General features: G+C 47.6%; 16 protein-coding genes. 14 read left to right on the forward strand and 2 right to left on the reverse strand.

Annotated features, from left to right (window positions below):
* The 10 genes from galB to GO493_RS24550 all read left to right on the forward strand — a co-directional run bounded on the left by galB (position 1) and on the right by GO493_RS24550 (position 17286).
* Positions 1-2445, forward strand: coding sequence for a beta-galactosidase GalB (gene galB, locus GO493_RS24505; protein WP_157308875.1), 2445 nt, complete (start codon positions 1-3; stop codon positions 2443-2445).
* A gap of 314 nt (positions 2446-2759) precedes the next feature.
* The gene (locus tag GO493_RS24510; RefSeq protein WP_157308876.1) at positions 2760-5990 is read left to right on the forward strand and encodes a TonB-dependent receptor; all 3231 of its coding nucleotides are present in this window, start codon (positions 2760-2762) and stop codon (positions 5988-5990) included.
* Between the two features lie 169 nt (positions 5991-6159).
* The gene (locus GO493_RS24515; RefSeq protein ID WP_157308877.1) at positions 6160-6657 is read left to right on the forward strand and encodes a TlpA family protein disulfide reductase; all 498 of its coding nucleotides are present in this window, start codon (positions 6160-6162) and stop codon (positions 6655-6657) included.
* Positions 6658-6934: 277 nt separating this feature from the next.
* On the forward strand, positions 6935-8377 hold the full coding sequence (locus tag GO493_RS24520; protein WP_317165465.1) for an amino acid permease: 1443 nt from the start codon (positions 6935-6937) through the stop codon (positions 8375-8377).
* A 119-nt stretch (positions 8378-8496) separates the two neighbouring features.
* Complete coding sequence (locus tag GO493_RS24525) at positions 8497-11715, forward strand: S41 family peptidase (RefSeq protein WP_157308878.1); 3219 nt, start codon at positions 8497-8499, stop codon at positions 11713-11715.
* Positions 11716-11895: 180 nt separating this feature from the next.
* A complete protein-coding gene (locus GO493_RS24530) occupies positions 11896-12900 on the forward strand; it encodes a GlxA family transcriptional regulator (protein WP_157308879.1) in 1005 nt (334 codons plus the stop codon).
* Positions 12901-13181: 281 nt separating this feature from the next.
* Complete coding sequence (gene eat, locus GO493_RS24535; RefSeq protein WP_157308880.1) at positions 13182-14525, forward strand: ethanolamine permease; 1344 nt, start codon at positions 13182-13184, stop codon at positions 14523-14525.
* A 7-nt stretch (positions 14526-14532) separates the two neighbouring features.
* Positions 14533-15918 carry an ethanolamine ammonia-lyase subunit EutB gene (locus GO493_RS24540; protein WP_157308881.1) on the forward strand — a complete coding sequence of 462 codons (1386 nt, stop codon included), beginning with the start codon at positions 14533-14535 and terminating at the stop codon, positions 15916-15918.
* Between the two features lie 8 nt (positions 15919-15926).
* A complete protein-coding gene (gene eutC / locus GO493_RS24545) occupies positions 15927-16703 on the forward strand; it encodes an ethanolamine ammonia-lyase subunit EutC (protein WP_157308882.1) in 777 nt (258 codons plus the stop codon).
* Positions 16704-16797: 94 nt separating this feature from the next.
* The gene (locus GO493_RS24550) at positions 16798-17286 is read left to right on the forward strand and encodes a sigma-70 family RNA polymerase sigma factor (protein ID WP_157308883.1); all 489 of its coding nucleotides are present in this window, start codon (positions 16798-16800) and stop codon (positions 17284-17286) included.
* Between the two features lie 7 nt (positions 17287-17293).
* Here the strand turns inward: GO493_RS24550 and GO493_RS24555 are convergent, their stop codons facing one another.
* Positions 17294-17713, reverse strand: coding sequence for a hypothetical protein (locus GO493_RS24555; RefSeq protein ID WP_232539028.1), 420 nt, complete (start codon positions 17711-17713; stop codon positions 17294-17296).
* A gap of 92 nt (positions 17714-17805) precedes the next feature.
* On the opposite strand from GO493_RS24555, the gene GO493_RS24560 reads away from it, so the two are divergent.
* Positions 17806-18000: a hypothetical protein gene (locus GO493_RS24560; protein ID WP_157308884.1), complete on the forward strand. Its 195-nt coding sequence runs from the start codon at positions 17806-17808 to the stop codon at positions 17998-18000.
* Between the two features lie 70 nt (positions 18001-18070).
* On the opposite strand, the gene GO493_RS24565 is transcribed toward GO493_RS24560, so the two are convergent.
* On the reverse strand, positions 18071-18949 hold the full coding sequence (locus tag GO493_RS24565) for an AraC family transcriptional regulator (protein WP_157308885.1): 879 nt from the start codon (positions 18947-18949) through the stop codon (positions 18071-18073).
* A 226-nt stretch (positions 18950-19175) separates the two neighbouring features.
* Between GO493_RS24565 and GO493_RS24570 the strand changes: the two genes are divergently transcribed.
* The 3 genes from GO493_RS24570 to GO493_RS24580 are packed head-to-tail and all read left to right on the forward strand — an operon-like array spanning position 19176 to position 25012.
* Positions 19176-22325 carry a SusC/RagA family TonB-linked outer membrane protein gene (locus GO493_RS24570; protein WP_157308886.1) on the forward strand — a complete coding sequence of 1050 codons (3150 nt, stop codon included), beginning with the start codon at positions 19176-19178 and terminating at the stop codon, positions 22323-22325.
* Between the two features lie 27 nt (positions 22326-22352).
* Positions 22353-23939 (forward strand): RagB/SusD family nutrient uptake outer membrane protein, encoded by a 1587-nt coding sequence (locus GO493_RS24575; protein WP_157308887.1) that lies wholly within the window; start codon positions 22353-22355, stop codon positions 23937-23939.
* The gene (locus tag GO493_RS24580) at positions 23939-25012 is read left to right on the forward strand and encodes a glycoside hydrolase family 26 protein (protein WP_157308888.1); all 1074 of its coding nucleotides are present in this window, start codon (positions 23939-23941) and stop codon (positions 25010-25012) included. The genes GO493_RS24575 and GO493_RS24580 overlap by 1 nt, the downstream gene beginning before the upstream one ends.
* Positions 25013-25018 lie beyond the last annotated feature (6 nt).

The raw sequence follows: 25018 nt of genomic DNA on the forward strand, positions 1-25018 counted from the left end.
ATGAAAAAAAATAAATGGTCATTGCTGCTGGCAATGATGATAGTGAGCGTACAGGGCATGGCCCAGGTGCGGCAGGAATACCTGCTGGAAAAGGACTGGAAATTTGCTAAAGGAGACCACCCGCAGGCAGAACAAACCGTATTTGATGATGCGCAATGGCAAACAGTTACAGTGCCGCATGACTGGGCTATTACCGGTCCGTTTGATGGCAATAATGACCTCCAGAAAGTGGCTATTGTACAGAATGGGGAAACAGAAGCCGGTATGAAAGCCGGTCGTACAGGCGGACTGCCTTTCATTGGCGCCGGCTGGTACCGTTTATCTTTCGGTGTTCCGGGCTTCCGCCCGGGTAAAAGGGTAGTGCTGTTGTTTGACGGAGCAATGAGCAATGCCGTTGTTTATGTAAATGGTAAGAAAGCAGGTAACTGGCCTTATGGTTATAACTCTTTCTCTTTTGATATTACAGACTATATTCATGCAGAAGGAAAGAATACACTGGCCGTAAGACTGGAAAACTTTGCACAATCCTCCCGCTGGTATCCCGGTGCAGGTTTATACCGGAATGTACATCTGATAGTTACTAACGATACTTATGTTCCCGTATGGGGCACTTATATTACCACACCTGTTGTCAGTGCTGATAAAGCTGCTGTTCAGCTGCGCACTGCTGTTAACAGGAAGGGTACAAAACAGTTGGTGGAGATAAGGACAAGATTGTTGAATGCCGCAGGTAAGGTCATAGCTACTGTTGTAGACCAGGTATCGCCGGATAGTACAGCTATAACACAACGGTTCACTATAGAACATCCTGTTCTCTGGAGTCCGGAAACACCGGTATTATATAAAGCTGTAACGCAGCTGTATGAGGGTAAGCAGCTGAAGGACGAGTATGAAACGCCTTTTGGCATCCGTACTATTGAATATAAAGCCGGCAAAGGTTTCCTGCTGAACGGACAGGCGCGGAAATTCAAAGGTGTCTGTAACCATCATGATCTTGGTCCGCTGGGGGCTGCAATCAACACTGCAGCATTGCGCAGGCAGATCCGGCTGCTGAAAGATATGGGTTGTGATGCTATCCGCACATCGCACAACATGCCTGCACCTGAACTGGTAAAGCTATGTGATGAAATGGGAATACTATTGATGGTGGAGTCTTTTGATGAGTGGAAGGCGCCGAAAGTGAAGAACGGGTATAGCCGGTATTTTGATGAGTGGGTAGAGAAAGACCTGGTGAATATGGTGCATCATTACCGTAATAATCCTTCCAATATAATGTGGAGCATAGGGAACGAGGTGCCTGATCAGAGTACAAAGGATGGTAAGGATATTGCCAGAAGGCTGCAGGATATTTGTCACCGGGAAGATCCGACCCGTCCTGTAACAGTTGGTATGGACCGTATCGATGATGCTATTAAAATGGGTTTTGCAGCTGTACTTGATATTCCCGGGTTTAACTATAAGCCTCACCGTTATCCGGAGGCACACAGTAAGTTACCACAGGGTTTCCTGATGGGTACTGAAACTGCTTCTACGGTAAGTTCGAGAGGGGTATATAAATTCCCGCTGGCTTTTTATAAGAACAAGGCATATGATGATAACCAGTGTTCTTCCTATGATTTTGAAGCCTGTTCATGGTCGCAGGTGCCTGACGATGAATTTGTGCAGCAGGATGATCTTGATTATGTGATAGGAGAATTTGTATGGACGGGGTTTGATTACCTGGGAGAGCCTACGCCTTATGATGCGAAGTGGCCTTCACACAGTTCTTACTTTGGTATTTTTGATCTGGCGGGATTACCGAAAGACCGGTTCTATCTCTACAGGAGCAAATGGAACCCTGGTCAGCCTACTATGCATATACTTCCTCACTGGACATGGCCTGGCCGCGAAGGCGAGGTAACACCGGTGTTTTGCTACACCAACTATCCATCGGCGGAGCTTTTTGTTAATGGGAAGAGCATGGGAAGGATATCTAAAGATAGTTCAAGTCGCCAGAGCCGTTACAGGCTGATGTGGAAAGATGTGGTGTATCAGCCCGGTGTTATTAAAGTAGTGGCTTATGATGTGAATGGGAAGGCAGTAGGGTTGGATAGTGTGAAAACTGCCGGGAAGCCTCACCATATTGTGCTGGAAGCAGATCGTAAACAATTGACTGCCGATGGTAAGGACCTGGTATATATTACTGCCAGTGTAGTAGATAAAGACGGTAATCTTTGTCCGTCTGCCGATAATCTGCTTCGTTTTAATGTAACGGGCGCTGGAAGTTTTAAAGCGGTGGCTAATGGTGACGCTACCAGCCTGGAATCTTTTCAGTTGCCGCAGATGAAGGTGTTTAGCGGTAAGCTGGTGTTCATTGTACGGGCAGGGGAGAAGAAGGGAAGTATTAAAGCTGTTGCGCAATCAGGTGGTTTACAGGATGCGTCCTGTACTGTGAAAGTGCAATAATTGGTAATAACAGGATCAGATCGCCTTCCAAATTTCCATCATTAAAAGAAATCAGCAGCGCGCAGCGCAAAAAAGTCCCCTCTCAAAAAAAGGGTTTTGCCGAAACCCTTTTTTTTGAGCAGTTTTTCTCGCTGTACATCGAAAAGAAATTCAAACTGGTGCACTACTAACAAAAGAGGTTTGACCGGCAGGAATTTGTTTGTTTCTTATCATGTCGGAAAACAGAATTTACCCGGATTGGCCGAAAAACGGCCAATTTTTTTTATATTTATTAAGTACTCGAGGTAGCTATTCACTCACCCAATATCATAAAGATGCATCAACCAAGTCTAAATCTAACCAGGGCTTTATTATGCTTATCCATCACGCTTTTCTCTTTAACAAATGCCCGGGCACAGGTTACTACAGCAACCCTTAGCGGGGTAGTTAAAACCGAAGCCGGGCAGCCGCTTCCGGGTGCTACTATTAAAGTAACCTATGAGGATGCCGGGATCAACAAGGGGCTTGTAGCCAAATCAGATGGCAGCTTCCTTGTACCCAACCTCCGTGTGGGTGGCCCGTATACCGTTACAGTCACCTACACCGGCTATGCCACAAAAACAGCTACAGACGTTTTCCTCAACCTGGGGCAGAATACTGCACTGGACCTAAGATTATCAGAAGCGGCCGGCAAACTGAACGAGGTGGTTATCAGCGGCCGTTCTACTATTTTTAATGATCAGCGTACCGGCGCCTCCACCAATATCGGCGCCACGCAGATCAGGCAACTACCTACCATTTCCCGGTCGGCAGATGATTACCTGCGGCTAACACCTTCAGCCTCACCTACGTACAACGGGATATCCTTTGCCGGCAGGAACGGGCAATATAATAACTTCTCACTGGACGGGGCGGTGTTCAATAACCCGTTTGGACTGGACGCACCTACTCCCGGCGGACAAACAAACGCACAGCCTATCTCTCTGGACGCTATTGATCAGATACAGATCAATATTGCTCCTTACGATGTTACGCAGTCCGGTTTTACCGGCGCGGGTGTAAATACCGTTACCAAAAGCGGGAGTAACAAATTTGCCGGTACGGTATACGCCTTTTTCCGTAATGATGCCCTTACCGGCAGTAAGGTAGACGGACAGAAGCTGACCGTACCTACACTGAACCAGTTCCAGGCAGGCTTCTCGCTGGGCGGCGCCATTAAAAAGAACAAGCTGTATTACTTCATCAACTTCGAATCAGAACAGCGTAAAGATGAAGTCAGCGCTTATGTAGCCCGGAACAACGACAATGCCGGTGGTATTACCACTTCCCGCGTGCTGGAATCAGACCTCGTAGCAGTAAGCAACCTGCTGAACCAGCGGTACGGTTATATTACCGGTCCTTACCAGCATTACGACCTTTCCCGCAGCAATTATAAGTGGCTGGCAAAACTGGACTGGGTGATCAACAGTAAACATACCCTTTCATTCACCTATAACGGGCTGAATGCCTCCCAGGAAAAACCGGCGCATCCCAATGCTATCAATCGCCGCGGACCAGATGCCATCACCCTGCAATTCCGTAATTCAGGTTATAAGATGATCAATAAACTGCACTCCTTCGGCCTGGAGCTTAAATCGGATTTCAATGATACATATGCGAACAAGTTTCGTGCTGTATTTACGACCTTCAGGGATAAGCGGGACCCTTTCTCAGCGCCCTTCCCTGTGCTCAATATCACCAAATATAATGTACCTTATATTGTTGCCGGGTATGAACCTTTTTCTATCAACAACCGCCTGAACCAGGACGCCCTTCAGCTGACGGACAATTTCAATATTATCCTGCCCAAACATACACTGACCATAGGAGCCTCCTATGAACAGTTCAAGTTTGGTAACTCCTTCAACCTGACCGGCTTTGGCTTCACTGTATTCTCAGGTGTGGATATCAATACTTTCCTGACCACAGCTGCAGCAGGCGCGTATGATAATAATGTGACCTATGCAAGGAACCGTGCTGCGGCCGACAAATGGACCTGGTACTACCTTACAGTAGGACAGCTTTCTGCCTATCTGCAGGATGAATGGCATGCAGCACCCAACTTTAAAGTAACCTATGGGGTACGCTTTGATAAAGCGCTGTATTTCCCGTCCAAAGCCAGCTATAACAGTCCTAATGTCAATGCTGACGGTACTTATGCAGGTACCAATACCACCGGTTCCCCAACTGTTCCTAACAGGGACAACCTCACATTGTACGATCCTAACGGTAACCCCGTAAGCAATGGCGCCGGCCAGGAGATAGATAACACTCGTATGCCTACCGGCAAAATACTGGTATCTCCCCGCCTGGGCTTTAACTGGGATATTAAAGGAGATAAGACAGTACAGTTGCGTGGTGGTACCGGCCTGTTTACCGGCCGTTTCCCCTTTGTATGGCTGGGTAACGCCATTGGTAACCCCTTCACCGGTTATTACAACGTAACGGCCCGCAACTTCAAATGGCCGCAGATCTGGCGTTCCAATATAGGACTGGATTATAGACTGCCCACAGGTACTATCCTTACAGGCGATGTGGCTTACTCTAAAGACGTGAACGCCATGATGGTGCGTGACTATGGGCTGGGTATACCTACAGGCGTCCTGAACTCAGGCACTGCCGATACCCGTAGTGTTTATACTGCCGCCAACAAAGGCAATACCGGTACTTATGTGTTTACCAACGCCAAAGTGGGTTATTCGTTCAATACTTCCTTCCAGGCCCAGCAAACTTTCAAAAAAGGATATTTCCTGATGTTGGGTTACAACTATCTTATTGCTAAAGATGCCAGCTCTATCTCTGCTGAGATATCCGGAGACGCTTTTGACCGTAACCCTGTATTGGGCAACGCCAATAAAGCCATAGAGTCCACTTCGCTGTACGGCAATACACACCGCTTTACCCTGGCTGGTATAAAGAAATTTGAATACGGTAAAGGTAAGTATGCTACTACCGTTTCATTCTTCAGCAGCTGGACAAGCGGCAACCGCTTCTCCTATGTATACGGAGGCGATGTGAATAATGATGGCTCATTTGCGAATGACCTGCTGTATGTACCTACACAGTCGGAGATCTCCAAAATGAACTTTGCAACACTGACAGACGCAGAAGGTAATCAACAGAATGCTGCCGCGCAGGGAGCTGCACTGGAAGCATTCATACAACAGGACAAATACCTGCGTTCCCACCGTGGTCAGTATACGGGTAAATATGCAGGTGCAACACCCTGGTTCAGTCAGCTGGACATGCGTATCCTGCAGGATTTCAACTTCCATTCCAAAGAGCGTGTCAGCACCATTCAGATCAGCATGGATGTTGTGAACCTGGGCAACCTGATCAACAGTAAATGGGGCGTACGTAAATATGCCAGTGCTTCCGGTTATTATCAGCCGTTGACATATACCGGTGTGGATGGACAGGGAAAAGCCATTTACCAGTTTGATCCTTCACAGAAAAGTACATTCATTGCCAGCCCTGACCTGCCTTCAAGATGGCAGATCCAGTTTGGTGCACGTTATATTTTCTGATCCGTTTGTTTTGCCACATAGAAAAAAACGCCACATGGTCTTACTGTGTGGCGTTCCTTTTTATAACAGAAATAAACGGCATCTCCTATGTTTTTACGGGGCCTCTAAATTATTTTCACAGTATTGCTTTTACCTTTAGTCAGCGCCTGTAATTCTTATACTACTCCATATGCTTCGCGTTACCTTGTTTGTTATAATATTCTGCCTGACAGCCTGCTTTGGCCGGAAGCCTGCAAGCACCGGGCTGGAAGGTAAATCTATGCCAACTTTCAATCTCTTACTTATTGACAGCGTTACTTATCTGAACACCGGGAATATTCCCGGTGGAAAGGAAACTGTAATTTTTGGATTCACTCCGTTCTGCCCCCATTGCCGCGCACAGCTGGAAGAAATGCTGGGAGATATGGATAGTCTGCAGCATTTGCAGTTTTACATGGTGTCAGGTTTTCCCATGCCGGAAATTCAGCGGTTCATGAAGAAATATGAATTGGAGAAATATGGGAATGTAAAGGTAGGGAGAGATACTGCCGACGTTATAGCGAGGTATTTCAAAGCGCCCGGAGCTCCTTATACAGCTATTTATGATAAGGATAAAAAGTTGATCAGGTATTTCCTGGGAAGAATAAAGAGTAAAGACATCCTGGCTGCAGCGCAACTCAGGCCTTGAAAATTGTGGTTAATCTTGCCGGGCAATGATTAACAGCAAAGGTTACCGCTTCTGAACAACGGTAACCTTTGTCGTTTAAAAAAGAAAAGCCGCCCTTAAAAGAGCAGCTGTCTGATATCCCTATACCTATGAAATATTGGCCCCGAAAATACAAATCGGGTTTCTCTTATTAGTTAATGGGATGTTAACAGAATTAAAAAAGTCTGTCAGTTTTATAAAAGTCTATTGATTTTGTAGAGTAACTACAACGCCTTACCTTTGCCGGCAAACTTTACCTGTGATAAAAAAGTCAATCGAGAGCCTGCAGCTGGAAGCGGCGCAGAGCGGCAGCAATACATTAAGACGTAGCCTTGGAGGCATTAACCTGATAGCCATAGGGATAGGTGTGATCATCGGGGCAGGGTTGTTTTCACTGACAGGCCTTGCAGCCGCCAATAACGCAGGTCCGGCCGTTATATTATCTTTCGTACTGGCGGCGGTAGGTTGTGCCTTCAGCGCCCTCTGTTACGCAGAAATGGCCAGTATGGTGCCAGTGGCAGGAAGCGCCTATACCTACGCCTATGCTACTCTCGGAGAACTTTTTGCCTGGATAATAGGATGGGACCTGGTGCTGGAATACTCCGTAGGCGCTGCCACGGTAGGCATCAGCTGGTCTCAGTACCTGGTCTCTTTCCTCGATAAATTTAATATACACCTGCCTGCCCAGCTGGTAGCTTCTCCTTTTGAGCTGATCACGCTGGCTGACGGCACCCGGATACACGGGTATATTAACCTGCCGGCAGTACTCATTATAGTATTCATTACTTCCATTATCATTTTCGGTACCAAAGGCTCTGCTTTCTTCAATGCCATTGTGGTGGCATTAAAGGTAGGCGTGGTACTGGTATTCATAGCCCTGGGCTGGCATTATATCAACCCGGAAAATTACAAGCCATTCATTCCAAGGAACACGGGAGAATTTGGCAGCTTCGGATGGAGCGGCATCCTGCGTGGGGCAGGAGTAGTGTTCTTTGTCTTCATAGGCTTTGACATTGTAGCCACTATGGCCCAGGAAACGAGGAATCCCAAACGGAATATGCCTATAGGCATCCTCGGGTCCCTGATCATATGTACTATACTGTTTGTACTTTTCGGTTATGTGATGACCGGTCTGGCCCACTATACGGCCTTTAAAGGCAGCGCCGCACCTGTGGCGGTGGCTATAAAGAATACTCCCTACGAATGGCTCTTCATAGCCGTTATTGCTGCTATACTGATAGGCTATACTTCTGTGATCCTGGTAGACTTGCTGGGACAATCCAGGGTATTTTACTCTATGAGTAAGGATGGTCTGCTGCCGCAGATCTTCTCCCAGCTGCATCCCCGTTTTGCCACTCCTTACAAGTCCAATATAGTGCTGTGCATTTTTATCAGCCTTTTTGCCGGCCTTGTACCCTTAAAGGTAGTAGGAGAGATGACCAGCATTGGCACCCTGCTGGCCTTTGTAATGGTCTGCCTGGGAGTATTGATACTCCGTTATAAACAGCCGGACCTGCCCAGGGCATTCAGAACGCCTTTTGTACCGGTAGTACCCATACTGGGCATACTTACCTGCCTGCTCATGATGGTTTCCCTGCCGCTGGATACCTGGATCCGCCTTATTGTCTGGCTGGTGCTGGGTTTCATTATCTACTTCGGCTATGGAATTAAAAACAGTAAGCTGCGCAGACAACTGCAGTAACCCCGGGCATTTCACCTTTACTGGAGCAGAACAGCCACTTGTCATTTTATAAAATGATACGGGGCTGCGTTTCTTATATTTACCGGCCTTACAACAAGATCCAGTTCATTCATCAGCTTATGAAAAGATTACTACTTGCACTTTCAGTGTGCCTGGCAGCCACCGCCCAGGCCCAGGATAATGCTCTCTGGCTGCGCTATCCCGCTATATCGCCTGACGGGAAGACCATTGCCTTTGGTTATAAAGGGGATATATACAGGGTAGATGCAAACGGGGGAGTGGCCGTGCCCATTACCATCCATGAAGCACATGATATGATGCCTGTATGGAGCCATGACGGAAAACAGATCGCCTTTGCGAGCGACCGCTATGGCAACTTTGACGTATTTGTAATGCCGGCCGCAGGCGGAACGCCCGTCCGGCTTACCTATAACAGTGCAGGAGATTATCCTTATGATTTCTCGGCAGACAATAAACAGGTGCTCTTCGGCAGCGGCCGTAACGCTCCTGCTGCCAGTATACGCTTCAGCGCTCCCCGCTTCTTCAACAACCTGTATACTGTACCGGTTACCGGCGGAAGGTCTGTACTGGTAAGCGCTGCCGGAGCAGAAAATGCGCATTATAACAGCAAAGGCAACCAGATCATTTTCCAGGACCGTAAAGGTTACGAAGATCCCTGGCGTAAGCACCACGCATCTTCCGTAACCCGCGATATCTGGATATTTGACATTGGCAGCGGCACTTACAAACAGGTGTCCGGCTATGAAGGAGAAGACAGGGAGCCTCTTTTTGCGTCAGACAACCAGGTCTATTACCTGAGCGAAAAAGGAGGCATTTCACAGAATATTTTCAAAGGGCCCGCTTCCGGTAGCGGAGAATTACAGCAGCTTACCCGCTTTGATAAACACCCGGTACGCCATCTCTCAAAATCTAACGATAACACCCTCTGTTTTACTTATAACGGAGAAATATATACGCTGAAAGAAGGACAGCAGCCTAAAAAAATAGCTGTACAGGTTTTCAATGACGGCCGTACTGCCGTAGCCCGCCCATTACCGGTAAACGGTAATGTTACCGAGTTTGCCATGAGACCGGATGGTAAGGAAATGGCCTTTATAGCCCGTGGGGAAGTATTTGTGACCAGTGTGGACAATAACATGACCAAACGCATCACCAATACCCCGCAACAGGAAAGGTCCGTTGAATGGTCGCCGGACGGCAAGCGTCTTGTTTATGCGGCTGAACGTAATGGTAACTGGGATATTTTCCAGAGCAGCATTGTCCGTCCACAGGAAACCTATTTCTCTTCCGCTACGCTGCTGAAGGAAGAACCGCTTATTGCCACTGAAGCAGAAGAGTTTCAGCCTGTATTTTCTCCTGATGGTAAGGAGCTGGCGTTTGTAGAAGATCGTAACGTACTGAGGGTATATAACCTGGCGTCAAAGAAGTCCCGCACCCTGCTGCCTAAGGGCCGCAACCACTCTTATTCTGACGGTGACTGGGAATTTGCCTGGAGCCCTGACAGTAAATGGCTGGTAACAGAAGATCACCAGGGATATTTTAATGTTACCAATGCAGCTATCCTGAGTGCTGACGGTAAGGGTGAAACTATCTATCCTGTATTGAGCGGCTTCGGTGAAACAGCCAGTAAATGGTCGGCAGATGGAAAGGTAATGACCTGGAAGAGTGAACGTGAAGGCCGCCGTGGACTGGCCCGTCAGGGTAGTAAAGAATTTGATATCTATGGTGTATTCTTTGACCAGGAAGCATATGACAGATTTAAGCTGTCTAAAGATGAGTTCAGCCTGCTGAAAGAAAAAGAAGATAAGGCTGTAAAAGATTCTTCCGCAAAGAAAGATTCAGCTGCAAAGAAGACATTCGTACCTGATTTTAACAACCTCGATAACAGGACAGTACGTTTTACCATCAACAGCGCTTCCATCAGTGATTATGTGCTGAGTAAAGATGCCGGCAAATTATATTACATGGCCTCTTTCGAAAAGGGATACGATCTGTGGGTAACAGAGCCCCGTACTGGTGAAACAAAGATACTGGCCAAACTGGGAGGTAGCCCGGGAAGTATTGTGCTGAGTAAGGATGGCAACAACCTGTTTGTAAGTAACAAGGGCAGTGTGGTAAAAGTAGATGCCGCCTCCGGCAAGATCACGCCGGTAAGCATCAATACAGAGTTTATATTAGACCAGGAAGCAGAGCGCCGCTATATCTATGAACATGCCTGGAAGCAGGTAGAGGACAAGTTCTATGCACCTGAACAGCTCAAAGCCAACTGGGAGTTCTATGCAAAGAACTATGAGCGTTTCCTGCCATATATCAGTAATAACTACGACTTCCAGGAGCTGCTGAGCGAACTGCTGGGTGAGCTGAATGCTTCCCACACAGGCGGCCGTTACAGTCCTGTGCGTACTGATGGAGATAATACAGCTTCCCTGGGCCTGTTGTACGATGAGGCCTTTACAGGTAAAGGGCTGAAAGTGGATGAAGTAATAGCCGGCGGACCGTTTGACAAAGCCGCCAGCAAACTGAAAAAAGGAGATATCATAGAGAAGATAGACGGAGAAGAGATCACTACGCAGACAGACTGGGCAGCATTCCTCAACCGCAAATCAGGGCATAATACCCTGGTGAGTATTTACAGTCCTGCCACACAACAACGTTGGGATGAAACCGTTATACCTGTGGGGAATGATGTTGAAAGCACCCTTATGTACAAACGTTGGGTCAACACCATGCGAAACTTGGTAGATAAGCTCAGCGGTGGAAAAATAGGATATGTGCATGTACAGAGTATGAATGATGCCAGCTACCGTTCTGTTTATGATGAAGTGATGGGAAAGAACAGGGAGAAAAAAGCCCTGATAGTAGATACCCGCTTCAATGGTGGCGGATGGCTGCATGACGACCTGTATAATTTCCTGCAGGCTAAACAGTATGTAAGCTTCGCTCCGCAGGGAGAAAAGGTGAAAGGCGGAGAGCCGCAAACCCGGTGGACTGCCCCCAGCTGTGTGCTGATGTCTGAAGGCAATTACAGTGATGCCTACATCTTCCCTTATATCTATAAACAGGACCATCTGGGTAAGGTGATAGGTATGCCTGTGCCTGGTACAGGTACGGCGGTATGGTGGGAAAAGCAGATAGATCCGACACTGGTATTTGGTATTCCGATGATTGGGGTGATAGGTAAGAGTAATGACCGCCCTGTAGAGAACCAGCAACTGGAACCGGATATACGTGTACCGCTGCGTTATGAAGATGCGCTCAGCGGGAAGGATACCCAGCTGGAAGCCGCAGTAACAGAGATGTTGAAAGAGATCCGATAAATATAAAAGGCTGCCCGTAAGGCAGCCTTTTATATAACTGTCAGAACAGGTTATAGAATGGCGTTTGTTTAATCAAATATACTCTCTCTGAACTATTCATGTGGGGGTGAAAAAAGCCAGCAGCAGGGGGTATTCAGGACAAATGTTGTAAATTACAGCACTTGTTAAACACCTGTAATAATGACGAACTTAGCATTGCTGCTAACCTACAACCACCGGCTGATCAGCACAGCTGCCATTATAGACGTATTCGATACGGTAAACAGTTTTTACGAAGCCTCACAACAGCCCCGTTTTTTCAACCTGCAACTGATATCAGCTAATGAACAGGCGTCACAGGTACCCTTCTACGGAAAATATACACCGGTTAGGCTTACCGATGCTATGCCGGCTGATGTGGTACTGATCCCTGCTTTTTCTGCAGGCGATATTCAATCTGCTCTTACCGTTAACCAGGCTTTTATTCCATGGATAAAGCAACAGCACCAGAGAGGCGCTGAGATTGCCAGCTTCTGTACCGGCGCTTTCCTGTTGGGCGCCACCGGCCTGCTCAACGGTAAGCCTGCTACAACGCACCTGAATGCATGTGATGCCTTTGCCGGGCATTTCCCGGATGTGCTGTTACAGCCGGACAGGGTGCTTACTGCAGATGCCGGTATTTATACCAGTGGCGGTGCCACCAGTACTTTTCATCTGTTGCTCTATCTCGTAGAGAAATACTGTGGCAGACAAAAAGCTGTACAGGCTGCCAAACTGTTTGCTATTGATATGGACCGTGAGACACAGGCCTATTTCAGTATGTTCCTGCCGGAGAAGAAACACACAGACCCTCTGATCTCGGAGGTACAGCAAAGAATGGAGAAAGGTTTTCAAAAGCCGGGTACAGTAGAATCTTTTGTGGAAGACATTCCTGCCAGCAGGCGGAATTTTGTGCGGCGTTTTAAACAGGCTACGGGTATTACGCCTATAGAGTACCTGCAAAAGACACGTATGGAGGCAGCCAAGCGTTTTCTCGAACAGACCGATAACAGCATACTGGCAGTGATGCTGGATTGTGGGTATAATGATATTAAGGCTTTCCGGAAGGTGTTCAGGAAAGAAGTGGGGCTGACGCCTACAGAATACAGGTTGAAGTTTGCTGTGAATGCGCGTAAACCGGCTTCACTGGGTAGTGCAACCGTTTAAATTCTAAGCCTGCCGCAGGCCAGAAAATCGCTCTCAAAGAATAACGAATTTTAATTCTAAGCTTGCCGCAGGCCAGAAAAGCGCCCTCAGAAAATCGCTTTTACCGAAGGTAAACGCGATTTTCTGAGCAATTTCTTCCCATTAAGTATAATATAAAACTTCAAACCAGTGCATCTGCACGCATAAAAGAAATTAAAGGAAATAATGTATCTTGACAGGCAGGGAATAAATAATACTTCAGGAAGGCAACAGGGATGATCTCATTACCTAATCCCGTAATCATGTCATCACAGCAAACACTAAAAAAAGTTATAAAGCCGGTACATCTCTGGGCTATTGGCGTCGGACTGGTAATATCAGGCGAATATTTCGGATGGAATTATGGCTGGGGAGCTGCCGGTACACTGGGCTTTCTTGCCTCTACACTCATTATCACCCTGCTATACCTCACCTTTATTTTCAGCTTCACAGAACTAACCACTTCCATACCACAGGCAGGCGGCCCATTCACTTATACACACAAAGCTATGGGCCCTCTCGGCGGACTAATAGCCGGGTATGCCACAGCAGTAGAGTTCCTGCTCGCTACACCAGCTATTGCCGCCGCATTAGGTAATTATCTGCACTTCCTGCATCCATCGCTACCTGTGCTGGGATGTGGTGTTGCGTTTTATGTCCTGCTTACCTGCATCAATCTCCTGGGAATTAAAGAATCTGCTCTTTTCTCACTGATCATTACATTGCTGGCTGTCGCTGAGCTGCTGATCTACATGGGAATAATAGGGCCTTCCTTTAAAATATCCAACTTCACACATAACGCCATGCCTGCAGGATGGTATGGTGTATTTGCCGGACTGCCTTTTGCCATATGGTTGTATGTATGTATTGAGGGCATTGCGATGGTGGCAGAAGAAGTGAAAGACCCTTCACGCAATATTCCCAAAGGATATATTTCTGCTATGCTTACCCCCACCCTGCTGGCTATAGGAGTAATGGTGCTGACGGGTGGCATTACAGACTGGCAGCAGCTGTCTGCTATCGATTATCCGCTGCCGGAGGCCATTGGGATTGTACTGGGCAAACAGAACGGCATCACGAAGATCTTTGCAGGTATAGGCTTGTTTGGTCTCATTGCGTCTTTCAACGGTATTATTATCAGCTATTCCCGCCAGCTTTTTGCCCTGGCCCGAAGCGGTTACCTGCCGCCTTTCCTGGCAGAAGTAAGCCCTAAGCGCCAGGTACCTTACTGGTCGCTTATCGTTGGCGGATTGCTGGGGATGGTGGCCCTGTGTATCGGGAAAACAGACCAGCTGGTTATCCTTTCTGTGATGGGAGCCGTGGTTATGTATATTTTCAGCATGATCAGCCTTTTTATCTTACGCAGGAAGGAGCCTGAGTTGGAACGTCCGTACAAAGCGCCTTTCTACCCCTGGTTTCCGGGCATTGCGCTGGCGCTTTCAGTATTGTCTCTTTTTGCCATGATATGGTATAATCCCTTACTCAGCCTGCTTTTCTTTGCAGGTATGGGACTGGCGCTGATTATCTTTTTTGCGCAGGGAAAACACAGAAGTACAACGGTAGATATGCCTGTTGCGGTGCCGGATACGACCTTTATTAAAGAATGATCACTACATGAGCTATCAGCATACCATACAACACAGAACATACCGCTTTGACAACCTGCGCATGCTGCTGGCCAGGGCGACGCCTTTCCGTTCAGGAGATGCCCTGGCAGGACTGGCGGCAGATAGCTATGAAGAACGTGTAGCTGCACAACTGGCACTGGCAGATGTACCTCTGAAAATATTCCTGGAAGAAACAGTGATACCGTATGAGAAAGATGAAGTGACCCGTCTTATACTGGACACACATAACAAAACAGCATTTGCACCCATAAGCCATTTTACGGTGGGAGAGCTGCGCGACTGGCTGCTTAGTGATGCTGCAGATACCGCTGCTTTACAGGCGTTATCTCCGGGGCTGACACCTGAAATGGTGGCGGCTGTATCAAAGCTGATGCGTAACCAGGACCTGATCAGCGTAGCCGATAAATGTGAGGTGGTGACCCGCTTCCGCAACACCATCGGTCTGAAAGGACATCTTTCTGTACGGCTGCAGCCCAATCATAATACGGACGATCCCCGTGGAATAGCGGCCAGTATTATAGACGGTCTGCTTTATGGCAGCGGGGATGCCGTGATAGGTATCAATCCGGCAACTGACAGCCCGCAGGCCGTAGTAACCCTGTTGCAGATGCTGGACAATCTGCGTCTGCAATTCGATATCCCTACCCAGTCCTGTGTATTGTGTCATGTTACCACAGCTATGCAGATCATGCATCATGCGCCGGTCGACCTGGTATTTCAGTCCATTGCCGGTACAGAACAGGCTAACCGTAGTTTTGGTATAGATCTGGCCCTGCTGAAAGAGGCGCATGAAGGTGCGCTTTCGCTCAGACGGGGTACAGTGGGACAGAACGTGATGTATTTTGAAACCGGTCAGGGAAGTGCTTTATCTGCCAACGCACACAGCGGTATAGATCAGCAGACCTGCGAGGTGAGGGCCTATGCTGTAGCCAGGCAGTTTGCACCTTTGCTGGTGAACACTGTTGTGGGATTTATAGGGCCTGAATATCTGTTTGACGGCAAACAGATCATCAGAGCCGCGCTGGAAGACCACTGCTGCGGAAAATTGCTGGGATTGCCAATGGGAGTGGATATCTGTTATACCAATCACGCAGAGGCCGACCAGGACGATATGGATAACCTGCTGACCCTCCTGGGCGTAGCCGGCTGCAATTTCATTATGGGAGTACCGGGAGCGGACGATATCATGCTGAATTATCAATCCACTTCCTTTCATGACGCCCTGTATGTAAGAAAGGTGCTGGGTCTGCATGCGGCGCCTGAGTTTGAGCAATGGTTGCAACAGCAGGGTATTATGGACCATACAGGAGCAATATTACCGGTCAGCAACGCGCACCGGTTATTAGGCTACTCCGCAACAGCCAACAGATAAAAGGAAACATGGAATTACGTCACAACAATCATATACAGGAAGATCCCTGGGCTTCCTTACGTGCTTTTACCACTGCCCGTATTGCATTGGGCAGGACAGGCGCTGCTATCCCCCTGAAGGAAGTGCTGGCTTTCAGGCTGGCTCATGCCCATGCCCGTGATGCTGTTTACTCTCATCTTGATACCAACGGTTTGCAGGAAAAATTGCAGGCAATATTTGCCGGGCCGGTGTTGCAGTTACACAGTAGTGTGGCAGACCGTTATGAATACCTCCAGCGGCCCGATAAAGGCCGCCGGCTGGATACGGAAAGCAGCGGCAGATTATCTGCGCTTAAAGATGAATATAAACAGCAGGATATTGCCATTATCCTTGCCGATGGATTATCTGCTACAGCACTTAACATACATGCAATACCATTGCTGGAACTGTTACTGCCTATGCTGAAAGCTGCCGGCAGGTCTGTAGCTCCGCTTTGCCTGGCAGAACAGGGACGGGTGGCTATCGGAGATGAGATAGGAGCATTGCTGCAGGCAAAGTGTACGCTTGTGTTGATAGGAGAGCGGCCTGGCCTCAGTTCTGCAGACAGTATGGGCGCATATCTTACTTATTCTCCCAGACCGGGTAATACTGATGAAACCCGTAATTGTATTTCTAATATAAGGGAAGAAGGGTTGGACTATTCACATGCTGCAGGCAAGATATCTTACCTGGTATCAGAGGCTTTCAGACTGTGTCTTTCAGGGGTGGATTTAAAAGATAATTATGGGTTATTTCTTGAAAAATAATGATATTTTGTGGTGACCTTCTTAACCCGGGATGCCAACAGACGGATACCATATCTCAGCTGAACAAGCTACAGAAGCCCTTTTAACCCACAATGTGCTAGTCTTTCAGCAGATCTACCTGGCCTACAGTGAAGAGCTATACCTGCTGGCATATCGTTGCCTGAAAGATCAAAGCCTTGCCAAAGACCTGGTACAGAATCTCTTTGCTCATCTCTGGGAAAACGGCGCCACTATAAGTGGAAATGTACGGCATTACCTTTACCGCGCTATCACCAACAGGGCTATTAATGAGCTGAAACGGCGATCACGTTTTGTGAGTGAAGACGTATTGCAATGGGAAACTGAAAAGGAAGGTCTGCAGGAAATGACAGATTATCTGCTGCTGCAGAAAGAGATGATGAGACAGGTACAGGCCCTTACGCCCCGTTGCCGGGAAATTTTCCTGCTTAGCAGGGTAGAAGGGATGGAGCCTGCAGAAATAGCTGCAAAGCTGGACATAACGCTCAATACCGTTTATTTTCAGCTGACGATGGCCCTCAAACATTTGCGCACCCGTCTCCTGGACGGGAAAAGACTGAAGTAATAGGATCTTACATGGTCTCCGCCTCTTCCGGATGCCTGGGCTTATACCAGAGGTAATAATAGGCCAGTATCAACACGCCTGTTACAAAAGGAATGACGGCCAGGTGCTTGTAAGTGATATTGCCGGTGACGATATCAGCGTCAAAATGCAGGAACTCACTGATCATCCAGTAAGAGTTGGCAGTGATCCAGACAGCGATAGCCAGGTTATGACAGAGCTCCGACATGAACTGCCGTGTACGGTAAGCTATTATAAGCGCAATGATAAGAGTAGGAAAGATCATGACTATACCCAATGGTTTCCAGATCATACACCAGCTGATGTCTTTTACAAGCCAGAAAACAATGTGGAGGTTTTCCATTTTCCGGTATTTTAACGGGATACTGTAAACAGGCTCTTTTTCCTGTAGTGATGTAGTCTCGGACATATCAGATCTTGATTGTGGACGCAAAAATATAAAATGCCGGCGTCAATTGGTATAACTCTTGTGATATATCTGACGGACCAAAAAATCTGACCATGAAAAAAGCTATGATCGCCGCCTCCATAGTAGGCGCTGCAGCGGCAGGAGCAATTTTATACTTTGTCAGGAGGAACCGTGTTATGATGGACGATACATCTGATACTGCTGAAAAGGCCAGCCGTACCGCACGCCGTCACCTGCGTAAAAACCCGCAGAAAGTAAATGATATGGCACATAATGCAATGGAATAATTCCCCGCTTTCCACCTGCAAAAAATAATGAGAAGATCGCTTGCATTTCAGGTGTAAGCGATCTTTGTGTTTATATGAATGTCCTTACGCCAGATAAACTTTCCCTGAAACTTTTAGGCGTACAACCCTTCTTCTTCTTGAAGATCCTGTTGAAATTGGAAATATTATTGAAACCGCATTTATAGGATATCTCCGCAATTGCATAAGATGTATTCACCAGCATTCTGCATGCATGTCCCAGCCTGATCTCATTCAGGCTGTCTATAAAAGTATTACCTGTACACTTCTTGATAAACCGGCTGAAAGAGACCTCGGTCATATTCACCAGTTTCGCTACATCGGTAAGGCTTACCTGCTTGTCATAATTATTGTTCATATACTCAAATGCCTTTTCTATACGCCGGCTGCTGTAATTGAATAACCCCTTGTGAAAAGTGGTATCAGACAATAACCGCATGTTACGGGATATAGACAGGTCGTGAAGTATGGACATCAGTTCCAGCACGGAATCAAAACCGCTTTGCTGGTTGAGTGACAGCAGGCGGGGCGCCAGTGTTCTGATCGTTTCCTGCGAGAACAATATGCCGTTGGCCGCATTCTCAAACATGCTGCGCATAAAACGCAACTGATTTTTCCGGAGCAGTTTATCATCAAACAGGTCTTTGTGGAACTGTATGGTCACCTCAGTGATCTCGGGGCTTGTACATTCATGTGTAAACCAGCCATGGTTAAGGTTAGGGCCTACCAGTACCAGTTCATGTTCATCTATTGAATCGATATGGTCACCCACGATCCGTTGTGCGCCTTTCGCATTCAGTATCAGGTTTAATTCAAACTCTTCGTGGTAATGCAGGGGGAAATCAAACTTGTTTTTAGTACGGGAAAAGATCATAAAGCAATCACTCTGGGTAAGTGGCGTGATCTCGCGGAGAATATTTGTATCGGTCATAACGTGCTTTTTGAATACTCATGTGGATAATTACTCTAAGTTAAGGGATAAAATAATATTATCTAGTATCTCAACCTGTTAAAATCTATAAATTCAATATGGCATTATGTTTCGGAGGAAAGTTTTTCTGTATGGAGTACATGTCGTCATTATTTGTCAATTAACGGATAAAAAAGTATTATGTATGAGTAGGGAATAAAATTAGCTTTGGAGTAAATTCTTCGTTATGAAATTGACATTTAGAAAATTGTCCGTTATGGGGCTATTGTGGCTCTTATATGGATTGTCCCTGTCAGCACAGAACAGAACTGTTACTGGTACAGTTACAGATGATAAGAACAGCCCGCTTCCCGGAGCTACTATCCGGTTAAAGAATTCCAGCATTGCAGCCGTATCAGACAACAAAGGCAATTTCACAATGTCCGTTCCTGACGGCAACGGAGTATTGATCTTCTCTTTTACAGGTATGGAAACAAAGGAAGTTTCCCTGCAGAACCGTTCCAACGTCAATCTCGCCTTGCAATATGCCAATACCAATCTTTCTGACGTAGTAGTAATAGGTTATGGTACTGTAAAGAAAAGGGACCTTACAGGTACTGTTTCTACAGTGAAAGGGGCAGAGCTGACCAAGTCAGCCGTAAGCTCTCTTGAACAGGGCCTTCAGGGACGCATGTCCGGCGTGGCGGTAACGCAGAATGATGCTGCTCCCGGCGGTGGCCTCAGCGTACAGGTACGCGGCGTCAGCACATTGCTGGGCAGCTCAGAGCCCTTATATGTAATAGATGGAGTTCCTGTTGCCAATGCCCGTGCTTCACTTCAGCAGGCAGGTCCGCAGGAACAGAACCATATTATCATGACCAACACCAACCCCCTTTCCTCCATTGCTCCGGCAGATATTGAATCTATCGAAGTACTGAAAGATGCTTCTGCAACCGCGATCTACGGTTCCCGTGGCGCTAATGGCGTGGTGCTGGTAACCACTAAAAAAGGTAAAGCCGGTAAGGGAAGGATATCCTTTAATACCTCTCAGGGCATAGCTACTGTCAGCAAAAAGCTGGACATGCTCAATGCCTATGAATATGCGCAGTATGTGAACGAAGCCTATAAGAATGCAGGTTTCAGTGATAGCGACCTCCCTTACAGCGGTACTAACGGTAAACTTTCTCCTGACCAGATCCGTGAGCATTTTGGCGAAGGTATCAACTGGCAGGATGTAATCTATCGCAGTGCGCGTATACAGAACTATGAGCTGGGCATTTCCGGTGGTACAGACAGAAGCACTTATTCCATTATGGGTAATTACCTGGTGCAGGAAGGTGTGATCAAAGGCTCCGAATTTAAACGTGGAGGCCTTCGCCTTAACCTGGACAACCAGGTGAATGACTGGCTGAAAACATCCACTAACCTGTCTTTCAGCCGCTCAGGCAATGCCCTGGTAAGAACAGCAGCTACCACTTCTGGTCTGGAAGGCGGTATAGTAAGAGGAGCGCTCAACTATCAGCCTATCCCTTACTATACTGTAGATAGCAACAACCAGGTACATGTGATAGACTATACAAAAGACCGTACGGTTTCACAGGATATCTTCAACCGTTTTGGCGCCAGTCCGCTGCGATATACAGATGAAGTAAAGAGCAGGCAAACCATTAACAGCGGGTTTGGCGGCTTCAACGCATACATCACCCTGCCTAAAGGATTTATGTTCCAGACAAGACTGGGAGCCAACTACTTTGATCAGCTCAATGAAACATATTATCCGCGTACAGTTTCTGAAGGCCGCGCCACCAATGGTAAGGCTATTGTGAGCAGCAGCGTATATACCAGCCTGCTTACAGAGAACCTGCTCACGTACAAACGTGAAACCGGCAAGCATCGTTTTGATGCGATGGGCGGTTTCTCTTACGAAACAAGTATGAGCCGTTTCCGTACTTCCGAAACAAGGAACTTTGCGGACGATAAACTGGGTTATTACAGTCTGAAAGATGGTCTTTCCGTAGCGCCTACTGTTACCGGTACTACTGCATGGCAACTGGCTTCTTTCATTGCGCGCGCCAACTATGCGTACGCTGATAAATATCTCTTCACCTATACTTTCCGCGCAGACGGTTCTTCCCGCCTGGCTAAGAAATGGGATTCCTTCAACTCTGTAGCACTTGCCTGGAGAATGAGTGAAGAGCCTTTCATTAAAGAACTGAATGTTTTCTCCGACCTGAAACTGCGTGCCGGGTACGGTGAATCCGGCAACCAGGCGGTATCTCCCTATAGCTCAAAAGGTATCCTGTCCGGTATTGTGGCTAGTATAGGCAACCAGCTGGTGTCCGGCGTGGACCAGACAAGCCTGCCTAATACAGGCCTGAAATGGGAGCATAGCGGACAGTATAACATTGGCCTGGATGCAGCATTTGCAGACAGGTTCAACTTCACACTGAACGTTTATCAGCGTAAGACCCGCGACCTCCTGCAGCAGATCACTATCCCGGCCTCTACCGGTTTTACTGTAGCTACTGTAAATGCAGGCAGCATGCGTAACAACGGTATTGAACTGGAAGTAGGAGCTACTGTAGTGAAAAGCACCTTTAACTGGAATATCTCCGCAAACATTTCACGCAACAGGAATGAGATAACAGACCTGGGCCCGGTGGAAGAACAGTTTGCCAACAGGCTTGGCGCCGGTTATGGTCTTGACGCCAAACCCTTCATCCAGAAAAAAGGATATTCTGTAGGTACTGTATGGGGCTTTGTGGAAGACGGTATCTTCCAGAACCAGAAAGATGTGGACGACTATAAATCAGTACAGCAGAACGCCAAAATAGGACAGATGCGCTATAAGGACCTGAACGGAGATGGTGCGTTGAACGATCTTGACAGGCAGAAAATAGGTGATATCAATCCTGACTTCACATGGGGCTTTACCAACAACTTCAGCTATAAGAATTTTGACCTGAGCATACTGATAACAGGTGTACAGGGTAATGATGTACTCAATGCCAACCTGCTGAACTTCTATACATTGAATGGTTCCGGCAATATTCCCAGATACATCTACGAAAGTACCTGGAAAGGAGAGAACAGCACCAACAAGGTGATACAGGCAAACCAGGGTAATACCACTTCTGCCAATTTCTCCCGTTCTTTCCTGGAAGATGGTTCCTTTATCCGCATCAAGAACGTACAGCTGGGATATAACCTGCCTAAGATCAGGGGTATTTACAGCGCACGTGTGTTCCTGAACGCCATCAACCTTGCTACATTCACGAAGTACAAAGGATATGATCCGGAAGTGAGCGCCTTTGAAAATGCCAATATGCGTGGCGTGGACCTGGGTAGCTATCCGCAGTCCCGCACTGTAAGTATAGGCGCAAATGTTACATTTTAATCGCTTCACCACATTCAATTATCAACAATGAAAAAGTTACTCAACATATTTATTGCCGCACTGGTGCTGGGATCTGCCGCATCCTGCAAGAAAGCGCTGGAAGAGGATGTTTACGATTTCAGGGACCCGGACAATTTCTATTCAACAGATGCAGAGCTGTTACAGGGCATTAACGGGGTGTATAAGAACCTGATGACATGGAACCTTTACATTTCCCCGGCCTGGAGCTCTGTATTAGGTGAAGATGATGACCTGCTCCTGGAAAACTGGATAGGTGGTGGTTATTCAGGCAATCAGAACGGACAGTGGTATATACAGCGACCATGGAATGGTTACTATTATGTAGTACAACGCGCCAACCTGGTGCTGAAATATGCTGAAACAGTGACTGGCGATACAGCCATGATCAACCGGATAAAAGGAGAGGCATATTTCCTGCGTGGCTTCTGCTATTCTGAAATAGGCATGCGTTTTGGCGCGGCCCCTATACGTACGGCAGCTTACGATCCTACACAATCGAAAGATATTGCACGCAGTCCGCTGGAAGATGTTTATAAACAATCCATATCCGACCTGCAGATGGCAGCTGCATTATTACCTGCCAATTTCACCACAGGGGAGTATGGCGATGCAGATCGTGGCCGTCCCACAAAGGCGGCCGCCCTTGGACTGATGGCCCGCGTATACCTGCATATGGCCGGCAATGAGCTGAAACAGACGCAATATTTCCAGGATGCGGCCAATGCTGCAAAAGCTGTGAAAGATATGGCAGATGGTTCCGGCTTCCCTGCACTGGAATCCAACTATATGGCTGTATTTGATCAGGCTACACAGGACAGGAGCAATGAAATGCTTTTCTCTGTTCCAGCTACCAATTCCCCTAACCAGGGACCGGAACTGCCGGGATATTTTTCTCCTTCCGGCCTTTACGCGGGCGGTGGCAGCAATGGTTTTGTGAGCATCCGCAAGGACTTCTATGAAACATTCAATCCTGCTGATAAACGCATTGCCTTTGGTACCGCTTTATGGGATACCTGGACAGATGCCGGTGGTAACGAATTGTATAATATTGCCACCGTACCTGCCGGCGCTACCCTTGTTGGACAGGGCACCTGGGGCGGCGAATACGATGGCGGCGGAGGATATGGCCAGAACACTTACAGGCTGGGCAGCAAAACTATTTACGCTACTCCCCGTTATTATTCAAAGAAATATGTAGACGCTGGTGCACAGGCAAAAGATGAGAATGGTAATAACCCGATCATCATACGTTACGCCGATGTACTGCTGATGCTGGCAGAAGCGCAGAATGAAGTAGCAGGTCCTGACGCGGTAGCCTATGCGGCTGTGAATGCCATAAGACAACGTGCAGGAATAGGCGACCTGGTAAGTGGTCTTTCAAAAGATGCCTTCCGTGATTCCGTAAGAGTGGAAAGAAGGCACGAGCTGTACGGAGAATTCCAGCGCCGTTTTGACCTGGTACGCTGGGGCACATGGCTGGAGGTGATGAATGCTGCCGGTCGCCCGCGTTTGGCATACCAGCTGTTATATCCTCTTTCACAGGAAGAGATTGCAGGTAATAAACTGATCACTATCAACAACCCCGGATATTAATGAGATATCTTTTTCTGACCACGTGGCTATTGTTTGCAGGCTTTGGCCTTTTACAGGCCCAACAGCCTGCCGATCCGAAAGCTACTCCGGCAACAGTGAAATTATATGACCAATTGCATGCTCTTCTCGGGAAGGGCGTGCTTTTTGGTCACCAGGACGATCTGGCCTATGGCGTGCACTGGAAATACCAACATAACCGCTCCGATGTAAAAGATGTTTGTGGCGATTATCCCGCTGTATACGGCTGGGACCTGGGCCATCTGGAGATGGATAGTCCGCATGACCTTGACAGTGTACCGTTTGACAGCCTCCGTAATTACATCCGCTATGTCTACGACAGAGGAGGGGTGAACACTATCGGCTGGCATCTCAACAATCCCGGCAACGGTGGCTCTGCCTGGGATACCTTTCATGTAGTGAAAGATATTCTGCCCGGTGGAAAAAAACACCAGGTATATACTGCCTGGCTGGATAAAGTAGCAGCTTTCCTGCTTAGCCTTAAAGGCTCTGATGGTACCGCTGCGCCGGTTATATTCCGGCCCTTCCATGAACATACCGGCAGCTGGTTCTGGTGGGGACAAAGACATTGCTCCACCAAAGAATTCATTGATCTCTGGCAGTTCACTATCCGTTACCTGCAAGAGAAGAACGTACATAACCTGCTGTATGCCTATTCAGCAGCTGATTACAGGGATGCAGCCCATTACCTGGAACGTTATCCCGGTGATAAATTTGTCGATATCATAGGTACTGACGCTTACCAGTATGGCAGCAGTGCGGCGTATACTGCACAGGTGAAACAGCGGCTGGACATACTGGAGAAAATAGCAGTTCAGCATAACAAGATCCCGGCGCTGACAGAAACAGGATATGAACGTATTCCGGACACCCGCTGGTGGACGGAAACACTGTTGCCCATCCTGAAATCTTACCGGCTTGCTTATGTGCTGATGTGGAGAAATGGCCGGCCTGACCATTTCTATGCACCTTATTCCGGGCACAGCAGTGCTCCTGATTTTATACAGTTCTATAAAGACCCGGCCACCTGGTTTGAGAGCGACTGGAAACATTAACCGTAT

Origin of the sequence: Chitinophaga tropicalis (genome assembly GCF_009758205.1) — a bacterium.
Taxonomy (GTDB): Bacteria; Bacteroidota; Bacteroidia; order Chitinophagales; family Chitinophagaceae; genus Chitinophaga; species Chitinophaga tropicalis.

Coding starts and splice junctions, on each gene's coding strand:
- galB (WP_157308875.1), top strand. CDS start 1: ATGAAAAAAAATAAATGGTCATTGCTGCTGGCAATGATGATAGTGAGC.
- GO493_RS24510 (WP_157308876.1), top strand. CDS start 2,760: ATGCATCAACCAAGTCTAAATCTAACCAGGGCTTTATTATGCTTATCC.
- GO493_RS24515 (WP_157308877.1), top strand. CDS start 6,160: ATGCTTCGCGTTACCTTGTTTGTTATAATATTCTGCCTGACAGCCTGC.
- GO493_RS24525 (WP_157308878.1), top strand. CDS start 8,497: ATGAAAAGATTACTACTTGCACTTTCAGTGTGCCTGGCAGCCACCGCC.
- GO493_RS24530 (WP_157308879.1), top strand. CDS start 11,896: ATGACGAACTTAGCATTGCTGCTAACCTACAACCACCGGCTGATCAGC.
- eat (WP_157308880.1), top strand. CDS start 13,182: ATGTCATCACAGCAAACACTAAAAAAAGTTATAAAGCCGGTACATCTC.
- GO493_RS24540 (WP_157308881.1), top strand. CDS start 14,533: ATGAGCTATCAGCATACCATACAACACAGAACATACCGCTTTGACAAC.
- eutC (WP_157308882.1), top strand. CDS start 15,927: ATGGAATTACGTCACAACAATCATATACAGGAAGATCCCTGGGCTTCC.
- GO493_RS24555 (WP_232539028.1), bottom strand. CDS start 17,713: ATGTCCGAGACTACATCACTACAGGAAAAAGAGCCTGTTTACAGTATC.
- GO493_RS24560 (WP_157308884.1), top strand. CDS start 17,806: ATGAAAAAAGCTATGATCGCCGCCTCCATAGTAGGCGCTGCAGCGGCA.
- GO493_RS24565 (WP_157308885.1), bottom strand. CDS start 18,949: ATGACCGATACAAATATTCTCCGCGAGATCACGCCACTTACCCAGAGT.
- GO493_RS24570 (WP_157308886.1), top strand. CDS start 19,176: ATGAAATTGACATTTAGAAAATTGTCCGTTATGGGGCTATTGTGGCTC.
- GO493_RS24575 (WP_157308887.1), top strand. CDS start 22,353: ATGAAAAAGTTACTCAACATATTTATTGCCGCACTGGTGCTGGGATCT.
- GO493_RS24580 (WP_157308888.1), top strand. CDS start 23,939: ATGAGATATCTTTTTCTGACCACGTGGCTATTGTTTGCAGGCTTTGGC.